The organism is Bradyrhizobium liaoningense, from assembly GCF_018130825.1.
Lineage (GTDB): Bacteria > Pseudomonadota > Alphaproteobacteria > Rhizobiales > Xanthobacteraceae > Bradyrhizobium > Bradyrhizobium liaoningense_B.
In genome coordinates, this window is the sequence record NZ_JAFCJS010000003.1 from 612,052 (window position 1) to 631,892 (window position 19,841).

General features: G+C 65.3%; 21 protein-coding genes. 15 read left to right on the plus strand and 6 right to left on the minus strand.

Annotation, left to right across the window (positions count from 1 at the left end; all coding sequences use genetic code 11):
- Nucleotides 1–86 precede the first annotated feature (86 nt).
- Both lepB and tldD read right to left on the minus strand, forming a co-directional pair.
- The gene (gene lepB / locus JQ603_RS16300) at nucleotides 87–863 is read right to left on the minus strand and encodes a signal peptidase I (RefSeq protein WP_212340934.1); all 777 of its coding nucleotides are present in this window, start codon (nucleotides 861–863) and stop codon (nucleotides 87–89) included.
- Entirely contained in the window at nucleotides 860–2,287 is a 1,428-nt protein-coding gene (gene tldD, locus JQ603_RS16305; RefSeq protein ID WP_212340935.1) for a metalloprotease TldD, read from the minus strand. The genes lepB and tldD overlap by 4 nt, the downstream gene beginning before the upstream one ends.
- An 89-nt stretch (nucleotides 2,288–2,376) precedes the next feature.
- Here tldD and JQ603_RS16310 point away from each other — a divergent pair, with 89 nt between their 5' ends.
- Complete coding sequence (locus JQ603_RS16310) at nucleotides 2,377–2,865, plus strand: GNAT family N-acetyltransferase (RefSeq protein WP_212340936.1); 489 nt, start codon at nucleotides 2,377–2,379, stop codon at nucleotides 2,863–2,865.
- Nucleotides 2,866–2,902: 37 nt separating this feature from the next.
- On the opposite strand, the gene JQ603_RS16315 is transcribed toward JQ603_RS16310, so the two are convergent.
- Nucleotides 2,903–3,448 (minus strand): invasion associated locus B family protein, encoded by a 546-nt coding sequence (locus JQ603_RS16315; protein ID WP_212340937.1) that lies wholly within the window; start codon nucleotides 3,446–3,448, stop codon nucleotides 2,903–2,905.
- A 447-nt stretch (nucleotides 3,449–3,895) separates the two neighbouring features.
- Between JQ603_RS16315 and coxB the strand changes: the two genes are divergently transcribed.
- From coxB to JQ603_RS16360, 9 genes are all read left to right on the plus strand, one after another.
- Complete coding sequence (coxB, locus tag JQ603_RS16320) at nucleotides 3,896–4,735, plus strand: cytochrome c oxidase subunit II (RefSeq protein ID WP_212340938.1); 840 nt, start codon at nucleotides 3,896–3,898, stop codon at nucleotides 4,733–4,735.
- Nucleotides 4,736–4,824: 89 nt separating this feature from the next.
- Entirely contained in the window at nucleotides 4,825–6,453 is a 1,629-nt protein-coding gene (gene ctaD / locus JQ603_RS16325; protein ID WP_018644975.1) for a cytochrome c oxidase subunit I, read from the plus strand.
- Nucleotides 6,454–6,514: 61 nt separating this feature from the next.
- Nucleotides 6,515–7,459, plus strand: coding sequence for a heme o synthase (locus JQ603_RS16330; RefSeq protein WP_212340940.1), 945 nt, complete (start codon nucleotides 6,515–6,517; stop codon nucleotides 7,457–7,459).
- 7 nt (nucleotides 7,460–7,466) lie between these two features.
- The gene (locus tag JQ603_RS16335) at nucleotides 7,467–7,631 is read left to right on the plus strand and encodes a CoxF protein (protein ID WP_183245705.1); all 165 of its coding nucleotides are present in this window, start codon (nucleotides 7,467–7,469) and stop codon (nucleotides 7,629–7,631) included.
- 5 nt (nucleotides 7,632–7,636) lie between these two features.
- Nucleotides 7,637–8,275, plus strand: coding sequence for a cytochrome c oxidase assembly protein (locus JQ603_RS16340; protein WP_212340942.1), 639 nt, complete (start codon nucleotides 7,637–7,639; stop codon nucleotides 8,273–8,275).
- A 79-nt stretch (nucleotides 8,276–8,354) separates the two neighbouring features.
- Nucleotides 8,355–9,251: a cytochrome c oxidase subunit 3 gene (locus JQ603_RS16345; RefSeq protein ID WP_212340944.1), complete on the plus strand. Its 897-nt coding sequence runs from the start codon at nucleotides 8,355–8,357 to the stop codon at nucleotides 9,249–9,251.
- 97 nt (nucleotides 9,252–9,348) lie between these two features.
- Nucleotides 9,349–9,750 (plus strand): DUF983 domain-containing protein, encoded by a 402-nt coding sequence (locus JQ603_RS16350; protein ID WP_212340945.1) that lies wholly within the window; start codon nucleotides 9,349–9,351, stop codon nucleotides 9,748–9,750.
- Nucleotides 9,747–10,499 (plus strand): SURF1 family protein, encoded by a 753-nt coding sequence (locus JQ603_RS16355; protein ID WP_212340946.1) that lies wholly within the window; start codon nucleotides 9,747–9,749, stop codon nucleotides 10,497–10,499. The genes JQ603_RS16350 and JQ603_RS16355 overlap by 4 nt, the downstream gene beginning before the upstream one ends.
- 119 nt (nucleotides 10,500–10,618) lie before the next feature.
- A complete protein-coding gene (locus JQ603_RS16360) occupies nucleotides 10,619–10,987 on the plus strand; it encodes a nuclear transport factor 2 family protein (RefSeq protein ID WP_212340947.1) in 369 nt (122 codons plus the stop codon).
- A 119-nt stretch (nucleotides 10,988–11,106) separates the two neighbouring features.
- Here JQ603_RS16360 and JQ603_RS16365 read toward each other — a convergent pair whose 3' ends face one another.
- A complete protein-coding gene (locus JQ603_RS16365; RefSeq protein WP_212340948.1) occupies nucleotides 11,107–12,426 on the minus strand; it encodes an ATP-binding protein in 1,320 nt (439 codons plus the stop codon).
- 86 nt (nucleotides 12,427–12,512) lie between these two features.
- Between JQ603_RS16365 and JQ603_RS16370 the strand changes: the two genes are divergently transcribed.
- From JQ603_RS16370 to JQ603_RS16390, 5 genes are all read left to right on the plus strand, one after another.
- The gene (locus JQ603_RS16370) at nucleotides 12,513–13,157 is read left to right on the plus strand and encodes a response regulator transcription factor (RefSeq protein WP_212340949.1); all 645 of its coding nucleotides are present in this window, start codon (nucleotides 12,513–12,515) and stop codon (nucleotides 13,155–13,157) included.
- A 547-nt stretch (nucleotides 13,158–13,704) separates the two neighbouring features.
- A complete protein-coding gene (gene thrC, locus JQ603_RS16375) occupies nucleotides 13,705–15,123 on the plus strand; it encodes a threonine synthase (RefSeq protein ID WP_212340950.1) in 1,419 nt (472 codons plus the stop codon).
- Nucleotides 15,120–16,409, plus strand: coding sequence for a M16 family metallopeptidase (locus JQ603_RS16380; protein WP_212340953.1), 1,290 nt, complete (start codon nucleotides 15,120–15,122; stop codon nucleotides 16,407–16,409). The genes thrC and JQ603_RS16380 overlap by 4 nt, the downstream gene beginning before the upstream one ends.
- Nucleotides 16,410–16,448: 39 nt before the next feature.
- Complete coding sequence (locus JQ603_RS16385; protein ID WP_100177964.1) at nucleotides 16,449–17,036, plus strand: GNAT family N-acetyltransferase; 588 nt, start codon at nucleotides 16,449–16,451, stop codon at nucleotides 17,034–17,036.
- Nucleotides 17,037–17,136: 100 nt separating this feature from the next.
- Entirely contained in the window at nucleotides 17,137–17,790 is a 654-nt protein-coding gene (locus tag JQ603_RS16390; RefSeq protein WP_212340954.1) for a hypothetical protein, read from the plus strand.
- A 33-nt stretch (nucleotides 17,791–17,823) separates the two neighbouring features.
- Here the strand turns inward: JQ603_RS16390 and dapE are convergent, their stop codons facing one another.
- A complete protein-coding gene (gene dapE, locus JQ603_RS16395) occupies nucleotides 17,824–18,990 on the minus strand; it encodes a succinyl-diaminopimelate desuccinylase (protein ID WP_212340955.1) in 1,167 nt (388 codons plus the stop codon).
- Nucleotides 18,987–19,640 carry a DUF805 domain-containing protein gene (locus JQ603_RS16400; protein WP_212340956.1) on the minus strand — a complete coding sequence of 218 codons (654 nt, stop codon included), beginning with the start codon at nucleotides 19,638–19,640 and terminating at the stop codon, nucleotides 18,987–18,989. The genes dapE and JQ603_RS16400 overlap by 4 nt, the downstream gene beginning before the upstream one ends.
- Nucleotides 19,641–19,841: the final 201 nt, after the last annotated feature.

Below are 19,841 nucleotides of genomic sequence, written 5' to 3' on the forward strand. Positions count from 1 at the left end.
CGCTCTTCGCGCGCCGTGCCCACCATCTCTCCACGTTGCGACAGATGTGGTGGGCACGCTTCCGCTTTGCCCACCCTACGATCCCGTCAATGCACGGCGGTGAAGAATCGCGCGAGCCGGAAGCCGGACAGCCAGGTCCAGACCGGCTGGCTGCGCATGCCGAGATCCCAGGAGCCGACCACCGCGTCGGCGCGCCCGATCAGATTGTCGACCGGCAGCAGGCCGACGCCGCCGGAGCGCAGGGGCACGCGGCTGTCGGCGGAGTTGTCGCGGTTATCGCCGAGCACGAACAGATGGCCTGCGGGCACCGTCACTTCCTGCGTGTTGTCGAGCGGGCCGTTGTCGCGCATCTTGAAGATCAGGTGCGAGACGCCGTTCGGCAGCGTCTCGACATAGCGATAGGCCGGTTCGCTGCCGCCATTGTCGTCTTCCGCTGAGCCAACGCCGTCCGGCTTCAGCTCGGCGGGGCGGTCGTTGATGAAAAGCTGGCCCTGCCGCATCTGGATGCGGTCGCCGGGCAGGCCGACGACGCGCTTGACCCAGGCCTGCGAGCGATCGCCGGGCCAGCGGAACACCACGACGTCGCCCTGCTTCGGCGTCTCCGCGAAGACACGGCCGCTCTCGGGCAGGTTGATCTGGATCGGCAGCGACGAGGTGCCGTAGCCATAGGGGAATTTCGAGGCGAGCAGCGCGTCGCCGATCAGCAGCGTCGGCTCCATCGAGCCCGACGGCACGTAGAACGGCTCGGCGAGCGCGCCCTTGGCGATGAACACGGCGACGACAATGCCGGCGAGCTGAACGATCTGCCCGCCCCAGCCGCTGCTCTTGCGCTTGGCCGGTGCAGTTACTTTTTCAACGCTCATGCGCCTGTTCCACCCACGGTGATGCGTTCCATCAGAAGCGACGGCTGGCCGACGCCGACCGGCACGCCCTGGCCGTTCTTGCCGCAGGTGCCGATGCCGGTGTCGAGCGCGAGGTCGTTGCCGATCATGCGGATGCGATGCAGGTCGGTCGGCCCGTTGCCGATCAGCATCGCGCCCTTCAGGGGCGCGCCGATCTTGCCGTTCTCGATCTTGTAGGCCTCGGTGCACTGGAATACGTATTTGCCCGAGGTGATGTCGACCTGGCCGCCGCCGAAATTCGCGGCGAACACGCCGTTCTTGACGGAGGCGAGGATCTCGGCCGGATCGCGGTCACCCGCGAGCATGTAGGTGTTGGTCATGCGCGGCATCGGCACATGGGCATAGCCCTGACGACGGCCGTTTCCGGTCGGCTTCATGTTCATCAGGCGGGCGTTCTGACGGTCCTGCATGTAACCGACCAAAATGCCGTCCTCGATCAGCACGGTGCGGTTGGTCGGGGTGCCCTCGTCGTCGATCGAGAGCGAGCCGCGGCGCGAGGCGATGGTGCCGTCGTCGACCACGGTGACGCCCTTGGCCGCGACCTGCTGGCCCATCAGGCCGGCAAAGGCCGAGGTCTTCTTGCGGTTGAAGTCGCCTTCGAGGCCATGGCCGACCGCTTCATGCAGCATCACGCCGGGCCAGCCGGCCCCGAGCACGACGTCCATCTCGCCGGCGGGCGCCGGAATCGATTCCAGATTGACGAGGGCCTCGCGCAGCGCGCCGTCGGCGGCATCGCGCCAGTTCTTGCTCTCGATGAATTCGGCATAGCCGGCGCGGCCGCCATAACCCTTGCTGCCGCTCTCCTGACGGTCGCCCTGGCCGGCGACGACGGAGATGTTGACGCGTACCAGCGGGCGGATGTCGCGATAGCTTTCGCCGTCGGGCCGCAGGATCTCGACCACCTGCCAGGTCGCGCCGAGGCTGACGCTGACCTGCCGCACCCGCGGATCCTTGTCGCGCAGATAGGCGTCGATCTCGGCCAGCAGCTTGACCTTGGTCTCGAAGCCCGGCGCATCGAGCGGATTATCGTCACTATAAAGCCGCACGTTGGTATGCGCCGGCGGGGCCGCAAAGCTGCCGGAGTAGCCGCCGCGCACGGCCGCGACCGCGTCGGCGGCGCGAATCAGCGCCGGCAGCGACACGTCGGAAGAGTGCGCGTAACCCACCGCGTCGTCCTTGACGGCGCGCAGACCAAAACCCTGCGAGGTGTCGTAGGTCGCCTGCTTCAGCCGCCCATTGTCGAACATCAGCGCTTCGGTCTGGCTGTATTCCAGGAACAATTCGCCGTCGTCGGCGCCGGCGAGCCCGCGCGCGACCTCGTTGCGAACCTGGTCGCGGTCGAGATTGGCACGGTCGAGCAGGGAGGTTGTGGCGGGGTTGGTCATCGATCACCCATTGTCGGAGAGATGTCGGGCAAGATAATGGCTTCCGAACCGTTCGGCGAGAGGGCGGGGCGTCACATTACCGAAACGACATGATTGAAATCATTGCCATATCCGAAGCGCAGATCGAAAGCTTCCATCGCGCGCTCGACACCATCGCACGGGAGCGGCGCTATCTGGCCTTTCTCGAGGCGCCTCCGCTGGAGGCGACGCGCAGCTTCGTCCTCGACATGATCGCGCAGGGGAATCCGCAATTCATTGCGCTTTCCGGCGGGGACGTCGTCGGTTGGTGCGATGTCAGGCGCCATCCACGCTCGATCTACGCCCATGGGGGCATCCTCGGGATGGGAATTTTGCAGCCTTTTCGAGGGCAGGGCCTCGGAACACGGCTGATCACGACGACGCTCGCCGCCGCGCAAGGATCGGGCATGACGCGGGTCGAGCTCTCTGTTCGCGAGAACAATCTGAGCGCGATTGGGCTCTACAAGAGGGTCGGCTTTGCCGTCGAGGGATTGTCGCGCAACGCCGTCAGGATCGACGGCGTGTATGAGAACATCATCCAGATGGCGCTGCTGTTCTAGGGATGACGGGATTTAGAACGTGCGACCGGATATCGCCCTACGGCAGCTTGTCGTAGCCCTCGCCGAGCCCGTTCAGGCTGAGCGGGAAGCCGATGCCTTCTTCCGGGGTCTCGAAGATGATGAAGGTGGCGGTCTTGGCGTTCCGGAGCTGGCCGAGCAGCTTGTCGTCCATGACCACCTCGGCGACGCAGCCATTGGGCAGGCAGCGCACGAAGCCGGCGCGGCCGACGTCCTGGTTGTCGAGCTTGAGGCCGAGGCCGGAGGGCAGGAGGACGCCGAGCGGGGCGACCACCCGCATCAGGCGGCTCTTCTGGTCGGCGGTCTTGAGCACGATCACGGTCAGGCCGGCATTGGAGCGGTCTTCCGCCACCACGCTCTGGATCAGGGCGCACTGCTCGGTCTGGGCGCCCGGCGGGGTGTCGCAGCGGATCTGCCAGTCGCCATGGACGGAGCGCACCGCGCCCTGCGCATGGGCGAGGCCCGGAAGTGCGAGGAGAACGACCGCAGCCAGCAGGGCTGCCAGCGCCGAGAGGCCGTTAGCCTGCCTTGTAGCCTGCCTGGCCATGCATCTCGTAAGCCCCATCGGGGTCGGTCCCTCTGCTCGCTTGGGTCGCCTGCGCGGGTGGACTGATACGGAAATGACGGCGTCTTGAAGGCAATTCCCAAGCAAATTCCGCGCCGCCGAGGCCGCCACTGCCGGCCCGAATCAGGTTCCTGTGCGGCCGTCCGCAAGTGCCTACAACGGGCAATTCCGCTGTCAAGCCGCGGCATCCCGGGAAACGGTAATTTTGTCTGATGTTACTAGGAAATATCTTGCGGGTGATCGCTGGCAGACGGGGCTCAAGACTGCATTGCGATAGATCAAGAATTATGGTTTGAGAGGCTTGATTTCGGCGTTCTAGCGATCTGGCCCCAATTCCTCTTAGAGGTATTCTTGAGCGGCGGTTTGTCAGACGGACGAATCGAATAAGCGTTTCCCGGAAACAGGGGAATGCACTTGGGGTGATTTCGTAAGGGGAGCGCGAACGGCATGAGGATGTCGATGGGCCGGGTAGGCCGGCATTTGCTGGGATTGGCCGTTGCTGGCCTGACGCTGGCGACGGGCGGCGCGGCATTCGCCGAGCTTGGACAGCCGGCACCGTGGGAGTGGACGCTCCAGCAGTCCGGCTCGCCGGTGATGGACAACATCGTCTGGTTCCACAACTTCCTGTTCGTGCTGATCACGCTGATCACGCTGTTCGTCCTGGCGCTGCTGATCATCGTGGTCATCAAGTTCAACGCGAAGGCCAATCCGGTGCCGTCGCGGACCACCCACAACACGCTGATCGAGGTGGTGTGGACCCTGGTTCCGGTGCTGATCCTGGTCGGCATCGCAGTGCCGTCGTTCCGCCTCTTGTTCCTGGAGCTCGACATACCGAAGGCGGATCTGACGGTGAAGGCGACGGGCAAGCAGTGGTACTGGTCGTATGCCTATCCCGACAACGGCAAGTTCGAGTTCGACTCGCTGATGGCCCAGGACAAGCAGCCCCGCCTGCTCGGCGTCGACAACGAGATGGTGGTGCCGGTCAACAAGGTGGTTCGCGTCCAGGTCACGGGCGCCGATGTCATCCACGCCTTCGCGCTGCCGGCTTTCGGCGTCAAGATCGACGCCATCCCGGGCCGGCTGAACGAGACCTGGTTCAAGGCTACCAAGACCGGCATGTTCTACGGTCAGTGCTCTGAACTCTGCGGCAAGGATCACGCCTTCATGCCGATCGCGATCCGCGTGGTCAGCGACCAGGAGTTCGCCTCCTGGGTCGAGACGGCGAAGAAGAAATTCGCGAGCGGCGGCACCAGCACCTACGCCTCCGCGGCCGGCCCGACGCAGTAAGCGCCGGGTCGAGGCTCGAGGGGACCGAAAGCGACATAAAAGGGCGGGACCTCCAAAGGTCCGATTGGGACGCAAGGCAGGATTTGAAAATGGCAACGAGCGCAGCGGCACACGGCGATCACGCGCAAGACCACGGACATGACCACGAGCACGCCCATCCGACCGGATGGCGGCGCTACGTCTATTCGACCAATCACAAGGACATCGGCACGATGTACCTGATCTTCGCGGTCATCGCCGGCATCATCGGTGCCGCGATGTCGATCGCGATCCGGGCCGAGCTGATGTATCCGGGCGTGCAGATCTTCCACGAGACGCACACCTACAACGTCTTCGTGACCTCGCACGGCCTGATCATGATCTTCTTCATGGTCATGCCCGCGATGATCGGCGGGTTCGGCAACTGGTTCGTGCCGCTGATGATCGGCGCGCCCGACATGGCGTTCCCGCGCATGAACAACATCTCGTTCTGGCTGCTGCCGGCCTCCTTCGCGCTGCTCCTGATGTCGACCTTCGTCGAGGGCGAGCCGGGCGCCAACGGCGTCGGCGCCGGCTGGACCATGTACGTTCCGCTGTCGAGCTCCGGCCACCCGGGCCCGGCCGTCGACTTCGCGATCCTGTCGCTGCATCTGGCGGGCGCCTCGTCGATCCTGGGCGCCATCAACTTCATCACCACGATCTTCAACATGCGCGCGCCGGGCATGACCCTGCACAAGATGCCGCTGTTCGTGTGGTCGATCCTGGTGACGGTGTTCCTGCTGCTGCTGTCGCTGCCGGTGCTCGCCGGTGCGATCACCATGCTGCTCACCGACCGCAATTTCGGCACGACGTTCTTCGCGCCCGACGGCGGCGGCGACCCCGTGCTGTTCCAGCACCTGTTCTGGTTCTTTGGTCACCCCGAGGTGTACATCCTGATCCTGCCCGCCTTCGGCATGATCAGCCAGATCGTGTCGACCTTCTCGCGCAAGCCCGTGTTCGGCTATCTCGGCATGGCCTACGCCATGGTCGCGATCGGCGGCATCGGCTTCGTGGTCTGGGCGCACCACATGTACACGGTCGGCATGTCGTCGGCGACGCAGGCCTATTTCGTTGCTGCCACGATGGTGATCGCGGTCCCGACCGGCGTGAAGATCTTCTCGTGGATCGCCACGATGTGGGGCGGCTCGATCGAATTCCGCGCCCCGATGATCTGGGCGGTGGGATTCATCTTCCTGTTCACGGTCGGTGGCGTCACCGGCGTCGTGCTGGCGAATGCCGGCGTCGACCGCGTGCTGCAGGAGACCTATTACGTCGTCGCGCACTTCCACTACGTGCTGTCGCTCGGCGCCGTGTTCGGGATCTTTGCCGGCTGGTACTACTGGTTCCCGAAGATGTCGGGCTACATGTACAACGAGACGCTGGCGAAGGCGCACTTCTGGGTCACCTTCATCGGTGTGAACCTCGTGTTCTTCCCGCAGCACTTCCTCGGCCTGTCGGGCATGCCGCGCCGCTACGTCGACTATCCCGACGCGTTCGCGGGCTGGAACCTGGTCTCGTCGGTCGGCTCCTACATCTCCGGCTTCGGCGTCCTGATCTTCCTCTACTGCGTGCTCGACGCCTTCATGAAGAAGGTGCCGGCGGGCGACAATCCGTGGGGTGCGGGTGCGACCACGCTCGAGTGGACGCTGCCCTCGCCGCCGCCCTTCCACCAGTTCGAAGTGCTGCCCCGCGTGCAGTAATCGATCTCCCGCGGCGCCCGTGACGGGCGCCGCGGCTCTATAACGAAGCGAGTTGAATTAAGTGTCCGTCCTCGACCACAACGCCGCCGACATCAATCCCCGCATCTCCGAAGCGGAGGTGAGCGACTACATCGCGCTGCTCAAGCCGCGGGTGATGTCGCTGGTGATCTTCACCGCGCTGGTCGGGATGGCGATGGCGCCCGGGCATTTCCACCCGGTGCTGGCGATCACCTCGCTGCTCTGCATCGCAGTCGGTGCCGGTGCCTCCGGTGCGCTCAACATGGCGCTCGAAGGTGATATCGACGCCAAGATGTCGCGCACGGCCAATCGGCCGATCCCGCGCGGCCGCATCACCCGTCCCGAGGCGATGGCGTTCGGCACGACGCTCGCCTTCTTCTCGGTGATGACGCTCGGCATCCTCGTCAACTGGATCGCGGGCGCGCTGCTCGCCTTCACGATTTTCTTCTACGTCGTGATCTACACGATGTGGCTGAAGCGCTGGACCGCGCAGAACATCGTGATCGGCGGCGCCGCCGGCGCGCTGCCGCCGGTGGTGGCCTGGGCTGCGGTGACCGGCACGGTCGACGTCGAGCCGCTGCTGCTGTTCGCCATCATCTTCTTCTGGACCCCGCCGCATTTCTGGGCGCTGGCGCTGTTCCGCTCCGACGATTATGCGCGCGCCGGCATTCCGATGCTGCCCAACGTCGCCGGCCCCGACGCGACGCGTCTGCAGATCCTGCTCTACACCGTCGTGCTGATCGCGGTTGCCGCCGCGCCCTGGGCGCTCGGCTATTTCGACGCCGTCTACGGCGTGGTCTCGCTGATCCTCGGCGCCGGCATGCTGGTGCTCGCGATCAACGTCTATCTGCGCCGCGAGCGCAGCCAGTCGCTGCGTGCGACCCGAAAACTGTTTGCTTTCTCGATCCTGTATCTGTTCGCGCTGTTCGCGACCCTGCTGGCCGAGGTCGTGTATCGGGCGCTTGCTCCGATGGTTGGGGGCGCATGAGGCGGGAATGGCTGACAAACGCGAGCCAGATGGAATCGTCCTCACCGAGGCGCAGCAGAAGAGCCGTCGTCAGCGCTCCATCGCCATTGCTTTGGCGCTCGGCGTGCTCGTGGTGCTGTTCTTCGCCGTCACCATGGTCAAGGGACCGGCAGTGCTAGTCCGGCCGATGTAGGAAACATGGATCACGAGCCGACCATATCGCAGGACATCAGCGCCAAGCCGGCCAAAAGCCGCGGGCTGGGCCGCGATGTGGTGGTTGCGTCCATCTGCGGGGGAGTGGTCGCGCTGATGGTCGGCGCCTCCTATGCGGCGGTGCCGTTCTACAACTGGTTCTGCCGCGCCACCGGCTTCAACGGCACGACCCAGGTCGCGACCTCCGCACCGGTCACCGGGCCGATCGCACGGAAGATCGCGGTGCGCTTCGATTCCAACGTCGCGCCCGGCCTGCCCTGGAAGTTCGAGCCGGAGCAGAACGAGATCGAGGTCAATATCGGCCAGGTCGTGACCGTCTTCTACACCGTGACCAACCAGGCCGCGCGCACCACCGCAGGGCAAGCCGCCTACAACGTCGCGCCGCTGACGGTCGGCTCCTACTTCCAGAAGATCAACTGCTTCTGCTTCACCGAGCAGACCATGGCGCCGGGCGAGAAGCGCGAGATGCCGGTCGTGTTCTACGTCGATCCCTCGATCGCCGACGATCACGAGAACGACGGGCTCAGCACGATCACGCTGTCCTACACGTTCTATCCGGTGAAGGATCCGGTGGTGAAGCCGCTGGCATCGGGCGAGGACGACAGACGCAAGGGAAATCTCTGACCGCCGCGCCCATCGCTCGGCAGGTCGGAAACAAGGGGATAAGTGCCTGATAGGCACGGGATTGAGGAGAGAGACGGAAATGGCGACGGCGCATACCAAGCATCACGACTATCACCTGGTCGATCCCTCTCCCTGGCCGGCCGTCGGTTCGCTCTCGGCCTTCATCATGGCGGTCGGCGCGATCGCCTGGATGCATCACATGTTCGCGGCCGCCCCGATCGTGTTCGGCGTCGGCACCGTCGGCGTGCTCTACACCATGGCAAGCTGGTGGGGCGACGTGATCAAGGAAGCCCAGTACAAGGGCGACCACACCCGCGTGGTGCAGCTGCATCACCGCTACGGCATGATCCTGTTCATCGCCTCCGAGGTGATGTTCTTCGTGGCCTGGTTCTGGGCCTATTTCAACGCGGCGCTGTTTCCGGCCGACGCCGTCCATGCCACCCGCGATGCGGTGTTCGGCTGCGGCCTCGGCACCCAGGCCGGCGCCTGTGCGGTGCCCGGCACCTGGCCGCCCAAGGGCATCGAGACCTTCGATCCCTGGCACCTGCCGCTCCTCAACACGCTGATCCTGCTGACGTCGGGCACCACGGTGACCTGGGCCCACCACGCGCTGCTCGAGAACGATCGCCAGGGCCTCAAATACGGCCTGATCCTCACCGTCGTGCTCGGCGCGCTCTTCACCTGCGTGCAGGCCTTTGAGTACAGCCACGCGGCGTTCTCCTTCGCCGGCAACGTCTATGGCGCGACCTTCTTCATGGCGACCGGCTTCCACGGCTTCCACGTGCTGGTCGGCACCATCTTCCTGATCGTGTGCCTTGCGCGCGCCTATGCCGGCCACTTCACGCCGAAGCAGCATCTCGGCTTCGAGTTCGCCGCCTGGTACTGGCACTTCGTCGACGTGGTCTGGCTGTTCCTGTTCCTCTGCATCTATGTGTGGGGACGCGGTGCCGAGGCCATGGCTCACGGCGCGCACTGAGCTGTGATGGATTGATTGGAAAGGGCGGCCGCAGGGCCGCCCTTTCGCTTTCCGGCCGCCGCAAGATTCTGCGGGAAATGTGATAAAGTAAGCCGTCATGAACGATACCGCCGGTCCATCCGAGCCTGAGACCACCGTCCTGCAGAGCGCGATGCGCGGGCTTGCCTGCAAATGTCCGCGCTGCGGCCAGGGCAAGCTCTATGCGGGCTTCCTCAACCTCGCCCCCGCTTGCGAGCGCTGCGGCCTCGACTATGCCTTCATCGATTCCGGCGACGGTCCGGCGATCTTCATCATCATGCTGGCCGGCGCCATCGTGGTCGGCTGCGCACTGGTCGTCGAGGTCAAGTATCAGCCGCCGTTCTGGCTGCATGCGGTGCTCTGGCTGCCGCTGATCCTCGCCACCACGCTGCTGCCGCTGCGTTCCATGAAGTCGCTGCTGATCGCGCTGCAATTCCATCACAAGGCGGCGCCGGGCCGGCTGATCGACCGCGCGAAATGAACGAGACCGCGCGTAAGCCCCGCGTGGCCGGCTTCGCGCTGTTCACGCTTTTCCTGACTGCCGTCTTCGTGGCTCTCGGCGTCTGGCAATTGCAGCGCCGGACCGCCAAGCACGAGCTGATCGCGGCGCTCACCGAGCGTCTGGCGGCGGCTCCCATTGCGCTGCCGCCGGCTGCACAATGGGCGGCGCTGAACCCCGCCCGCGATGAATTCCGCCGCGTCAGCTTCACTGCGACCTACGCTCCGCTGCCTGACGCGATGGTCTATTCGTCCGGCTCCGCCGTGCGCAAGGACGCTTCCGGTCCCGGCACCTGGGCCTTCCTGCCGGCGCGGCTTGCGACCGGCGAGATGGTCGTGATCGATGCGGGCTTCATCGAGAACACGATGCAGGACCGCAGCGTCGAGGACCGTGCGGTGAAGAAGCTCGTCACCGGGCAGCCGGTCGCGCTCACCGGCTATCTCCGCTTCCCCGAGGCACCGGGCTGGATGACGCCGGCGGCGAACCGCGACAAGCGGCTCTGGTTCGTGCGCGATCATCTCGCGATCGCAAGTACGCTCGGCTGGGGCGCGGTGGCGCCGTTCTATGTCGACCTGGAGCAGCCGGCGCCCGACAACGGAATCCCGCGCCCCGGTGCGCTGGACGTGCATCTCAAGGACGATCACCTGCAATACGCCGTCACCTGGTTCACGCTCGCGGGCGCCGTGTTGATCGCCTTCGGCGTCTGGGTGAGAGCGCGGCGCGAAGGTTAATGGCGCCCGTAGGTTCCCGGAGGGAACCCGGAATCGCCCGGGCTTTATTATTCAGCGCGTATTCACGAGTGTGATCCTAAGCCGCGCTTGAGTTTGTCCGCGGCAGATAGGAATGCAGCGTGAGCGATTTCGATCAGATGGGAATTGTCGTCGACTGGGTGGATGCCTGCAGGAAGGGCGACCTCGGGATGTTGCTCGACCTCTATGCGGACGATGCGCAGGTCGAGTGCATGTGCAACGGCACGCAGCATTACCATCGCGGCCGGCGCGAGCTCGAAAGCTACTGGGGATCGCGGCTCAGCGCCTACCTGGCGGCGGGTTTCGGGCTGGAAGAGATCGAGCCGGCGCCGGATGGCGTCGATCTCGAATATTCCGTCGCGGGCGCCCTGCGTATCCACGCCTCGTTTCGCTTCAGCCCGGAAGGCAAGATCTACAGCACGCTGTGCACGCCGGCGCGACAGAACGCGCATGACGGCTGCGCGTGCTAAAGCATGATCCGGAAAAGTGCGAAGCGGTTTTCCGGAAAGATCATGCGTAAACAACAACCAAAAGCGCGATGACGATTCATCCAAATCTCATCGCGCTTTAGCCAATCGCGCAGGCCGTCTCACGCCCTCTCCACGGGGAGGCGGCAGCGCACACAGGTTCGGTCGTCCGTGCGCAGCAATGACAGCGACCCGCTGAGTGCGCGCACGCGCTCATGCATGCCGGTCAGGCCGCGGCCGAACAAATTGCCCGCGGGAAAGCCGCCGCCGTCGTCGGAAATCTCGATGACGAGCGCGTCGCCGACGATAGCCGCCTGCACATCGGCGTTGCTCGCTCCGGCATGGCGCAGCACGTTGGTCAGCGCCTCCTGGATCACGCGATAGACGGTCTGGGCCAGTGGTCCGTCGATCGCGTTGAGGCCGGGATCGATCGTGGCCGTCAGGCCGATATCAGGTGCCTGCTTACGAAAATTCCGAAGCAGCGTCTGCACGCTCGTCTCCAGCCCCAATTCCTCGATGTAGAGCGGGCGCAGCCGGTCGAGGATGCGGCGGTTGGTCTGCTGCAGCGCCTCGACCGATTGCAGCACCTCCTCCGCCGAATTGCCGAGATTTCCTGCCGGTGGCGAGGCCTCGATCAGCGAGATCGCGCCGGCGCGGATGCTGAACAGCAGCGGGCCGAGCTCATCGTGCAGCTCGCGGGCGAGATCGCGCCGCTCGTCGTCCTGGAGCGATACCAGGCGGTGCATCAGGTCGCGATTGTCCTGGCTCAATTGCGCGAGCGTTGTGGCCAGGGCGTTCGCCGCCTCGCAGCTGCGCCGGATCTCGGGCGGCCCTTCGATCGGGATCGGCGTCGCGTAGTCGCCGCGCCGAATTCGCGTCAGTCCTTCGCCGAGATATTGCAGCGGGCGCACCACCGATCCCGCGAAGAGATAGGCGATGGTGCCGGTGAGCGCCATCAGCACGACGACAAGGCTGGTCAGTGCGAGGAAGCCGATCCACTTCTCGAACAGGTCGGCCGACAGGTCCGGCAGGAACACGATGTCGCCGACATGCCTGCCATCGATGACCACCGGCGACGCAGCGTCAATGTCCGGCATGGTCAACAGGTGGAGAAACCACTGCGGCACCGTCTGCAGGTTGCGCAGACCGTCCTTCGCGGAGGGAATGGGACCCGCCTCCATCGCGCGGAATTGGATATCGGAGGAAGCGTCCAGGGAGTGGACAAAGGCCAGAAGCGTCTTCTGCGGATCGTCCGAGGCGCGCAGCGTGTTGTTGAGTGCGGCGGCGATCACCCTGGTCGAGCGTCGGGCCGGCTCATTCTCGTCGGCCAGTTGACCGGTTGCAAATATCTGCAGCAATATGGCGCCCAAGACCAGCGCCGCGAGAAAACCTGCGCCGAGCGGAAGAAACAGTTGCGTTCTGAAGGAAAGTCGTTGCCACATTAGGTCAATTCTAACGCGCATCGGCGTGATTTGCTCTTTCCATTTGTTCCCGCCGGTCTATGAGTCGAAAAACGAGAGAGCGCGCGATGCAAGATATTGCCAAGCCGGCGACCCGAATCCTCATTGTCGACGACCACCCCGTGGTATTGTCCGGCTGCCGTACCCTGTTTGCCTCCGACCATTCGATCCGGATCGAGGAGGCCAGCGACGCCAAATCCGGGCACCGCGCCTATGTCAGCAAGCGGCCCGACGTCACCGTGATCGACATCAGCCTGCCCGATGTCTCCGGCTTCGAGCTAATGCGACGCATACGCAAAGACGATCCCGAGGCCAAGATCATCATGTTCAGCATGAACGACGATCCGGCCTTCGTGGTGCGGGCGGTCGAGCTTGGAGCGCAGGGCTATGTCTCCAAGGGCGACGATCCCCGGATCCTGCTGAAAGCGGTGCGAAAGGTGGCCGCGGGCGACAATTTCATCTCGCCGCAGCTGGCGGAGGCCGTGACATTCTCCGGTGCCGCGATCAAGGCCAATCCGGCCTCTCAGATGACGCCGCGGGAGCTGGAGATTCTCCGCCTGCTCGGCCGCGGCGACAAGATCGTCGAGGTCGCCGAGGCGCTCGGCATCTCCTACAAGACCGTCGCCAACACCACGTCGCTGCTCAAGCAGAAGCTTGGCGCCAAGAACCATTCCGACCTGATCCGGATCGCAGTGGAAATCGGGATGAGCTGACCTGCCGCCAGCGACCGAACCGGCTGCTCCAGGATGCAGCGGTTCGGCCGACGGATCGGCGCCTGCGCCGGCCGGGCAATGCATGGCCGACAGCGGACGCTATCCGCCGACACAATGGGCCGGGGCGGCGTTCGTTCCTGCCTGACGATCGGAATTTCAGGAAAAAGAGGCAAAGTACTCACTCAATCTGCCGTGTCTGCAGCAGCGGTATTCGCGCGCACCGGGAGAAATAGGAACATTTGCCGGCGTGCGCGGTTTTGGCCCTTGACGATTTCGTGACAGGCGACGAAAGCTTGCACCAACAGTTTTAACGGGCAGGCGTCCCGGACGAGTCAAACCGGTCTGCACATATCAACGACAGACCTTCCAAGAGAGGGCTGCGGCATCGCCGCAGCCCTTTTCGTTTGAAGGACCCCGGCGGGAAGCGGTTTCCCGATGCCGCAAAACACTTTATGGTGGCTCAAGGCCTCTGGCTGTTGACAAGTAATTTCGTAAAATCAAGGGCTTACGGGTCTGGCTCAGGCTCGGCCGGCCTTTGGAGGGCAGTTTGACTCGTTATATCTCGACCCGGGGCGAGGCCCCTGAACTTGGCTTCTGCGACGTGATGCTGACCGGGCTTGCCCGTGACGGCGGCCTGTATGTACCGGCGACGTGGCCCCAGCTCCCGGCCGAGACCATCGCCAGCTTCTTCGGCCGCCCCTATTGGGAGGTCGCGGTCGACGTGATCCGTCCCTTCGCCGGCGGCGAGATCTCCGATGCCGAGCTCGGCCGCATGGCCAACGAGGCCTATGCCACCTTCCGCCATCCCGCCGTGGTGCCGCTGCGCCAGATGTCGCCGCACCAGTTCGTGCTGGAGCTGTTCCACGGTCCGACGCTCGCCTTCAAGGACGTGGCGATGCAGCTGATCTCGCGGCTGATGGACCATGTGCTGGAAAAGCGCGGCCAGCGCACCACCATCGTGGTTGCGACCTCCGGCGACACCGGCGGCGCTGCGGTCGAAGCCTTCGCGGGCCTCGAGAACGTCGATCTCATCGTGCTGTTTCCGCATCGCCGCATCTCCGAGGTGCAGCAGCGGATGATGACGACGACCGGCGCGGCCAACGTCCATGCGCTTGCCATCGAAGGCACCTTCGACGACTGCCAGGCGCTCGTGAAGGGCATGTTCAACAACCATCGCTTCCGCGATGCGACCTCGCTCTCCGGCGTCAACTCCATCAACTGGGCGCGCATCGTCGCCCAGGTGGTCTACTATTTCACCTCCGCCGTTGCCGTCGGTGCGCCGGCGCGCGCGGTGGATTTCGTGGTGCCGACCGGCAATTTCGGCGACATCTTCGCCGGCTATGTCGCCAAGCGCATGGGCCTGCCGGTGCGCACCCTGCGCATCGCCGCCAACGTCAACGACATCCTGGCGCGCACGCTGAAGACCGGCATCTACGAGGTGCGCGAGGTGCACGCCACGGCGTCGCCGTCGATGGACATCCAGATCTCCTCGAATTTCGAGCGGCTGCTGTTCGAGGCCGGCCGGCGCGATGCCGCCGGCGTGCGCCGTCTGATGGATTCGCTGAAGCAGTCCGGGCGCTTCGTGCTGCCTGACGCAACGCTGGCGGCGATCCGCGAGGAGTTCGACGCCGGGCGCGCCGACGAGACCGAGACCGCGGCTGCGATCCGCGCCGCCTGGCGCGAGGCGGGCGAGCTGGTCGACCCCCATACCGCGGTGGCGCTCGCCGTCGCCGACCGTGACACCACCGACACCACGGTGCCCAGCATCGTGCTCTCCACCGCCCATCCAGCCAAATTCCCCGATGCGGTCGAAACGGCCTGCGGCCAGCGGCCGCAATTGCCGGCCTGGCTCGACGGTCTCATGACCAAATCCGAACACATGAAGGTGATGAAGAACGATCAGGCCGAGGTCGAGCGGTTCGTGATGTCGGTCAGCCGCGCCGCAAAGCAGGGAGTTGCCGGATGAGCGTCGAGATTTCCAAGCTTGCGTCCGGCCTCACCGTCGTCACCGATAAGATGCCTCATCTCGAGACCGCCGCGCTCGGCGTCTGGGCCGGCGTCGGCGGACGCGACGAGAAGCCAAACGAGCACGGCATCTCGCATCTGCTGGAACACATGGCGTTCAAGGGCACGACCAAGCGCACCTCGCGCGAGATCGTCGAGGAGATCGAGGCGGTCGGCGGCGACCTCAATGCCGGCACCTCGACCGAGACCACGTCCTATTATGCGCGGGTGCTGAAGGCCGACGTGCCGCTCGCGCTCGACGTGCTCGCCGACATCCTCGCCAATCCCGCCTTCGAGCCGGACGAGCTGGAGCGCGAGAAGAACGTCATCGTGCAGGAGATCGGCGCGGCGCAGGACACGCCCGACGACGTCGTGTTCGAGCATCTCAACGAGCTCTGCTATCCCGACCAGCCGATGGGCCGTTCGCTGCTCGGCACCGCCAAGACGCTGCGCAGCTTCAACCGCGACATGCTGCGCGGCTATCTCTCGACGCATTATCGCGGCCCCGACATGGTGGTGGCAGCCGCCGGCGCCGTCGATCACAGCCAGGTGGTCGCCGAGGTCGAGCAGCGCTTTGCGAGCTTCGAGGCGACGCCGGGCCCGAAGCCGCAACCCGCCCAGTTCGGCAAGGGCGGCGCCAAGGTGGTGCATCGTGAGCTCGAGCAGGCCCATCTGACGCTGGCGCTGGAAGGCGTGCCGCAGAACGACGTGTCGCTTTTTTCGCTTCAAGTTTTCACCAACGTCCTGGGCGGCGGAATGTCGTCGCGGCTGTTCCAAGAGGTGCGCGAGAAGCGTGGCCTCTGCTACTCGATCTACTCGTTCCACGCGCCCTATACCGACACCGGCTTCTTCGGCCTCTACACCGGTACCGATCCGGCCGATGCACCGGAGATGATGGAGGTCGTGGTCGACATCATGAACGACTCGGTGGAGACCCTGACCGAGGCCGAGATCGCGCGCGCCAAGGCGCAGATGAAGGCAGGGCTCCTGATGGCGCTGGAGAGCTGCTCGTCCCGTGCCGAGCAGCTCGCCCGGCACGTGCTCGCCTATGGCCGGCCGCAGACGGTGCAGGAACTGGTGGCCCGGATCGACGCCGTCAGCGTCGAATCGACCCGGGACGCGGCGCGTGCGCTGCTTTCGCGTAGCCGCCCTGCAGTTGTCGCATTGGGCAGCGGCAGGGGTCTGGACACGGCGGTGTCTTTTGCGGAAGGATTGACCCGGGCGCGCGCCAAGGCGCGGCTGCATTAGGAGCCGCGCGAGGGCGCCCCCGCCCCGGGAAGCATCACCATGGCCCTCTTTCGCCTGCCATCCAGTGGACCCGCCGCCCTCGCCCCGCGCGGCAACGGTCTGTTGCTGCGCGCGCCGCAGATGTCGGATTTCCTGCAATGGGCGCATTTGCGCGAGACCAGCCGCGACTATCTCACGCCCTGGGAGCCGATCTGGCCGTCGGACGATCTGACCCGCTCCGGCTTCCGCCGCCGCCTGCGCCGCTACTCCGAGGATATCGCCGCGGACCGCTCCTACCCGTTTCTGATCTTCCGTGAGCTCGACGGCGCCATGGTCGGCGGCATCACGCTCGCCAATGTCCGGCGCGGCATCGTGCAGGCCGGCACTATCGGCTATTGGATCGGCCAGCCCCATGCCCATCGCGGCTACATGACGGCCGCGCTGCGGGTGCTGCTGCCGACGCTGTTCGGCGAGCTCAATTTGCACCGGGTCGAGGCCGCCTGCATCCCCACCAATGCGCCGTCGATCCGGGTGCTGGAGAAGTGCGGCTTTTCCCGCGAGGGCCTCGCACGCCGCTATCTCTGCATCAACGGGGTCTGGCAGGACCACCTGCTGTTTGGCCTCCTGCACGAGGATTTCCGCGGCTGAGCCGCCCGATGTGTGCGGCCAAATCCCTCTTTGCTGCCTTGGGTTCGCCGATTTTGGCGATATAACCCGGCCGGAACATTGTCATGGAGTATGGGTGTTGATGGTGAAGGAGCTTCGGTCTTCGCGGACGACGTTGCGGCGGCGGACGGCCGTCGCGCTGGCATTATCGGTCGCGCTCGCCTCCGTCTCGCCGGTAGCGGCCCAATCGTTGAGCGACCGCTTCAAGAGCCTGTTCGGCGGCAAATCCGACGAGCCGGCAGAGTCCAAGCCGGCGCCCGCGCCCGGCCAGCCGGCGGCGGACGACGACGTCGATTGCCCGCAGGTCACGGTGCGCGCCGGCGCCTCCACCTACGCGGTCGGCGCGGGCGGCAAGCCGGCCACCGGCAATGATGTCCGCTTCCAGGCCACGATCACCAAGATGGCGCGCGAATGCTTCCGGAACGGCGGCGATATCACGGCCCGGATCGGCATCCAGGGCCGCGTCATCGCCGGTCCGGCCGGAGCGCCTGCCACGGTCGAGGTTCCCCTTCGTATCGCCGTGGTGCAGGGCGGCGTCGGCGAGAAGGTGATCGCCTCGAAGGCCTACCGGACCACGGTCGGGATGTCGGAGGGCGGCAGCGTGCCCTTCACCTTCATCGCCGAGGATCTGGCCTATCCGGTGCCGTCAGCTGCGACCGCCGATTCCTACATCTTCTACGTCGGCTTCGACCCGCAGGCGCTCTCGCCCGAGCCGAAGGCGCGGAAGAAGAAGTAGGCGGCGAGTTCGGCTCTGTAAGGCGCGTGGACTTTACGCGAAATACCGCGTCAGTATCCCGCGATAGACCTTCGTCAGCTTCTCCAGATCCGTGACCGGCACGCGCTCGTCGACCTGGTGCATGGTCTGGCCGACCAGGCCGAATTCGATCACCGGGCAATAGCTCGAGATGAAGCGCGCGTCGGACGTGCCGCCCGAGGTCGACAGCTCGGGCTTGCGTCCCGTCACCTCCTCGATCGCGGACACCGCGAGATCGGTGAAGGGGCCGGGCTTGGTCACGAACACGTTGGAGTTCGACGGCTCCCAGACGATGCGGGCCTTGATGCGGTTGCCGCAGGCCTTGGTGAGGCGCGTCTCGACCAGCTCGCGCAGGCTCGCCTGGGTGTGGTTGTCGTTGTAGCGGATGTTGAACTTTGCGCGGGCTTCGCCGGGGATGACGTTATAGGCCTTGTTCCCGACGTCGACCGAGGTGAACTCGAGATTGGAGGCCTGGAACTGCGCGCTGCCATGGTCGAGCGGCTCGTCGGAGATCGCCACGATCAGCCGCGAGATATCAGGCACCGGATTGGCGGCGCGGTGCGGATAGGCGACATGGCCCTGCACGCCGTCGACATACAGCGTGCCCGACTGCGAGCCGCGGCGGCCGACCTTGATGGTGTCGCCGAGCGTCTCGACATTGGAGGGCTCGCCCAGCACGCAATGGTCGAATTTTTCGCCGCGCTCGGCGGCCCATTTCAGCAGCTTGATGGTGCCGTTGATGGAAACGTCTTCCTCGTCACCGGTGATCAGGAACGAGATCGAGCCTTTTCCATCGGCGCGCGGCTTGCCGCCATTGGCCGCGAGATGCTCCAGCACTGCGGCGACCGAGCAGGCGATGCCGCCCTTCATGTCGACCGCGCCGCGGCCGTGCAGCACGCCGTCCTTCACCTCGCCGGAGAACGCGCCGACGCTCCAGGCGCTCTCGTCGCCCGGCGGCACCACGTCGGTGTGGCCGGCAAAGGTGATGTGCGGTCCCTCGGTGCCGATGCGTGCATAGAGATTGTCGACGTCGGCGATGCCTTCCTCGCTGAAGGTCACGCGGTGGCAGGTGAAGCCGGCGGCGCCGAGGGCTTTTTCAAGCACTCCCAGCGCACCGGCGTCGGCCGGGGTTACCGAGGGGCAGCGGATGAGATCGCGGGCAATCGAGAGAGCATCGGTCATGCGCCCCGCTTAACATGCATGCCGCCGGGTGGGCTAGCACTGGGCGGGACAATTTCGATCTCGCGGTTCTGGTCCCAGCTTTTCGCGGGCGACGTGGCCGACGACGAACTGTCCTCGATTTCGAGAAGCGGATCGGGGCCGAATCGGTTGTGGCCCGAGCTGCCGGGCCGGCAGAACATTTCGACGAATCCCCACAGCCACAGGATGGAGAAGGGCAGGCTGAGCGAAAGCATCCAGCTCAACTTGGGGAGCAGGTCGGCGAACTGGCTGAACAGGCCGGGCAGGAAGAAGAACGGAACGATCCACCAGCCGCTCCTGTCGCGATCGTGCAGCCGCTTGATCGCCGTCGCGAGATAGATCCAGAAGAACAGCGCCATGCCGGATGTCTTGAGGATCGCGCCCGCGAGATCGGCGGATGCCGGCGAGCGGGAGGCGCGGGGATCAACCAGCTTGAAGAGGTCGTCGAGACCGAAGTCGAAATCGAGCTCGATGCCGAGCTTCAGAGTGGACCTCGTCCCTGCGAGGATCCCGACGACTTGACCGGCGATCTCCAGCAAGCCCGCCAGCAGCGCGACGATCAGCAGCGCCTGCCACAGCAGCGCGCGGTTGATGCGGCCGTCGAAGCGGAAGAGGTACCAGGTCCAGTCCATGCGAAGGGCTCCGGGCGGTCAGGACCGCCCGAAGATTGGTCGCGATGGAGGGAGGGAGGGTTCGATTTCTACCAGACCCGTCATCCCCGCGCAGCGGCGAAGCCGCTGTCGCTGGAGGTGCGAGGCCTACGGTGCAGCGCACCGTAGGCGGAGCCTCGAAGGATGTACGGCCGGGATGTAGCGACTACCGGGCCGTCGCCC

Excerpts from the sequence above, each read along its gene's own strand:
- lepB (WP_212340934.1), bottom strand. The coding sequence starts at position 863 with ATGAGCGTTGAAAAAGTAACTGCACCGGCCAAGCGCAAGAGCAGCGGC.
- JQ603_RS16385 (WP_100177964.1), top strand. The coding sequence starts at position 16,449 with ATGGCCCTCTTTCGCCTGCCATCCAGTGGACCCGCCGCCCTCGCCCCG.
- JQ603_RS16390 (WP_212340954.1), top strand. The coding sequence starts at position 17,137 with ATGGTGAAGGAGCTTCGGTCTTCGCGGACGACGTTGCGGCGGCGGACG.
- JQ603_RS16365 (WP_212340948.1), bottom strand. The coding sequence starts at position 12,426 with ATGTGGCAACGACTTTCCTTCAGAACGCAACTGTTTCTTCCGCTCGGC.
- tldD (WP_212340935.1), bottom strand. The coding sequence starts at position 2,287 with ATGACCAACCCCGCCACAACCTCCCTGCTCGACCGTGCCAATCTCGAC.
- JQ603_RS16310 (WP_212340936.1), top strand. The coding sequence starts at position 2,377 with ATGATTGAAATCATTGCCATATCCGAAGCGCAGATCGAAAGCTTCCAT.
- dapE (WP_212340955.1), bottom strand. The coding sequence starts at position 18,990 with ATGACCGATGCTCTCTCGATTGCCCGCGATCTCATCCGCTGCCCCTCG.
- JQ603_RS16345 (WP_212340944.1), top strand. The coding sequence starts at position 8,355 with ATGGCGACGGCGCATACCAAGCATCACGACTATCACCTGGTCGATCCC.
- JQ603_RS16335 (WP_183245705.1), top strand. The coding sequence starts at position 7,467 with ATGGCTGACAAACGCGAGCCAGATGGAATCGTCCTCACCGAGGCGCAG.
- JQ603_RS16315 (WP_212340937.1), bottom strand. The coding sequence starts at position 3,448 with ATGGGGCTTACGAGATGCATGGCCAGGCAGGCTACAAGGCAGGCTAAC.
- JQ603_RS16400 (WP_212340956.1), bottom strand. The coding sequence starts at position 19,640 with ATGGACTGGACCTGGTACCTCTTCCGCTTCGACGGCCGCATCAACCGC.
- JQ603_RS16355 (WP_212340946.1), top strand. The coding sequence starts at position 9,747 with ATGAACGAGACCGCGCGTAAGCCCCGCGTGGCCGGCTTCGCGCTGTTC.
- ctaD (WP_018644975.1), top strand. The coding sequence starts at position 4,825 with ATGGCAACGAGCGCAGCGGCACACGGCGATCACGCGCAAGACCACGGA.
- JQ603_RS16380 (WP_212340953.1), top strand. The coding sequence starts at position 15,120 with ATGAGCGTCGAGATTTCCAAGCTTGCGTCCGGCCTCACCGTCGTCACC.
- coxB (WP_212340938.1), top strand. The coding sequence starts at position 3,896 with ATGAGGATGTCGATGGGCCGGGTAGGCCGGCATTTGCTGGGATTGGCC.
- JQ603_RS16350 (WP_212340945.1), top strand. The coding sequence starts at position 9,349 with ATGAACGATACCGCCGGTCCATCCGAGCCTGAGACCACCGTCCTGCAG.
- JQ603_RS16340 (WP_212340942.1), top strand. The coding sequence starts at position 7,637 with ATGGATCACGAGCCGACCATATCGCAGGACATCAGCGCCAAGCCGGCC.
- JQ603_RS16370 (WP_212340949.1), top strand. The coding sequence starts at position 12,513 with ATGCAAGATATTGCCAAGCCGGCGACCCGAATCCTCATTGTCGACGAC.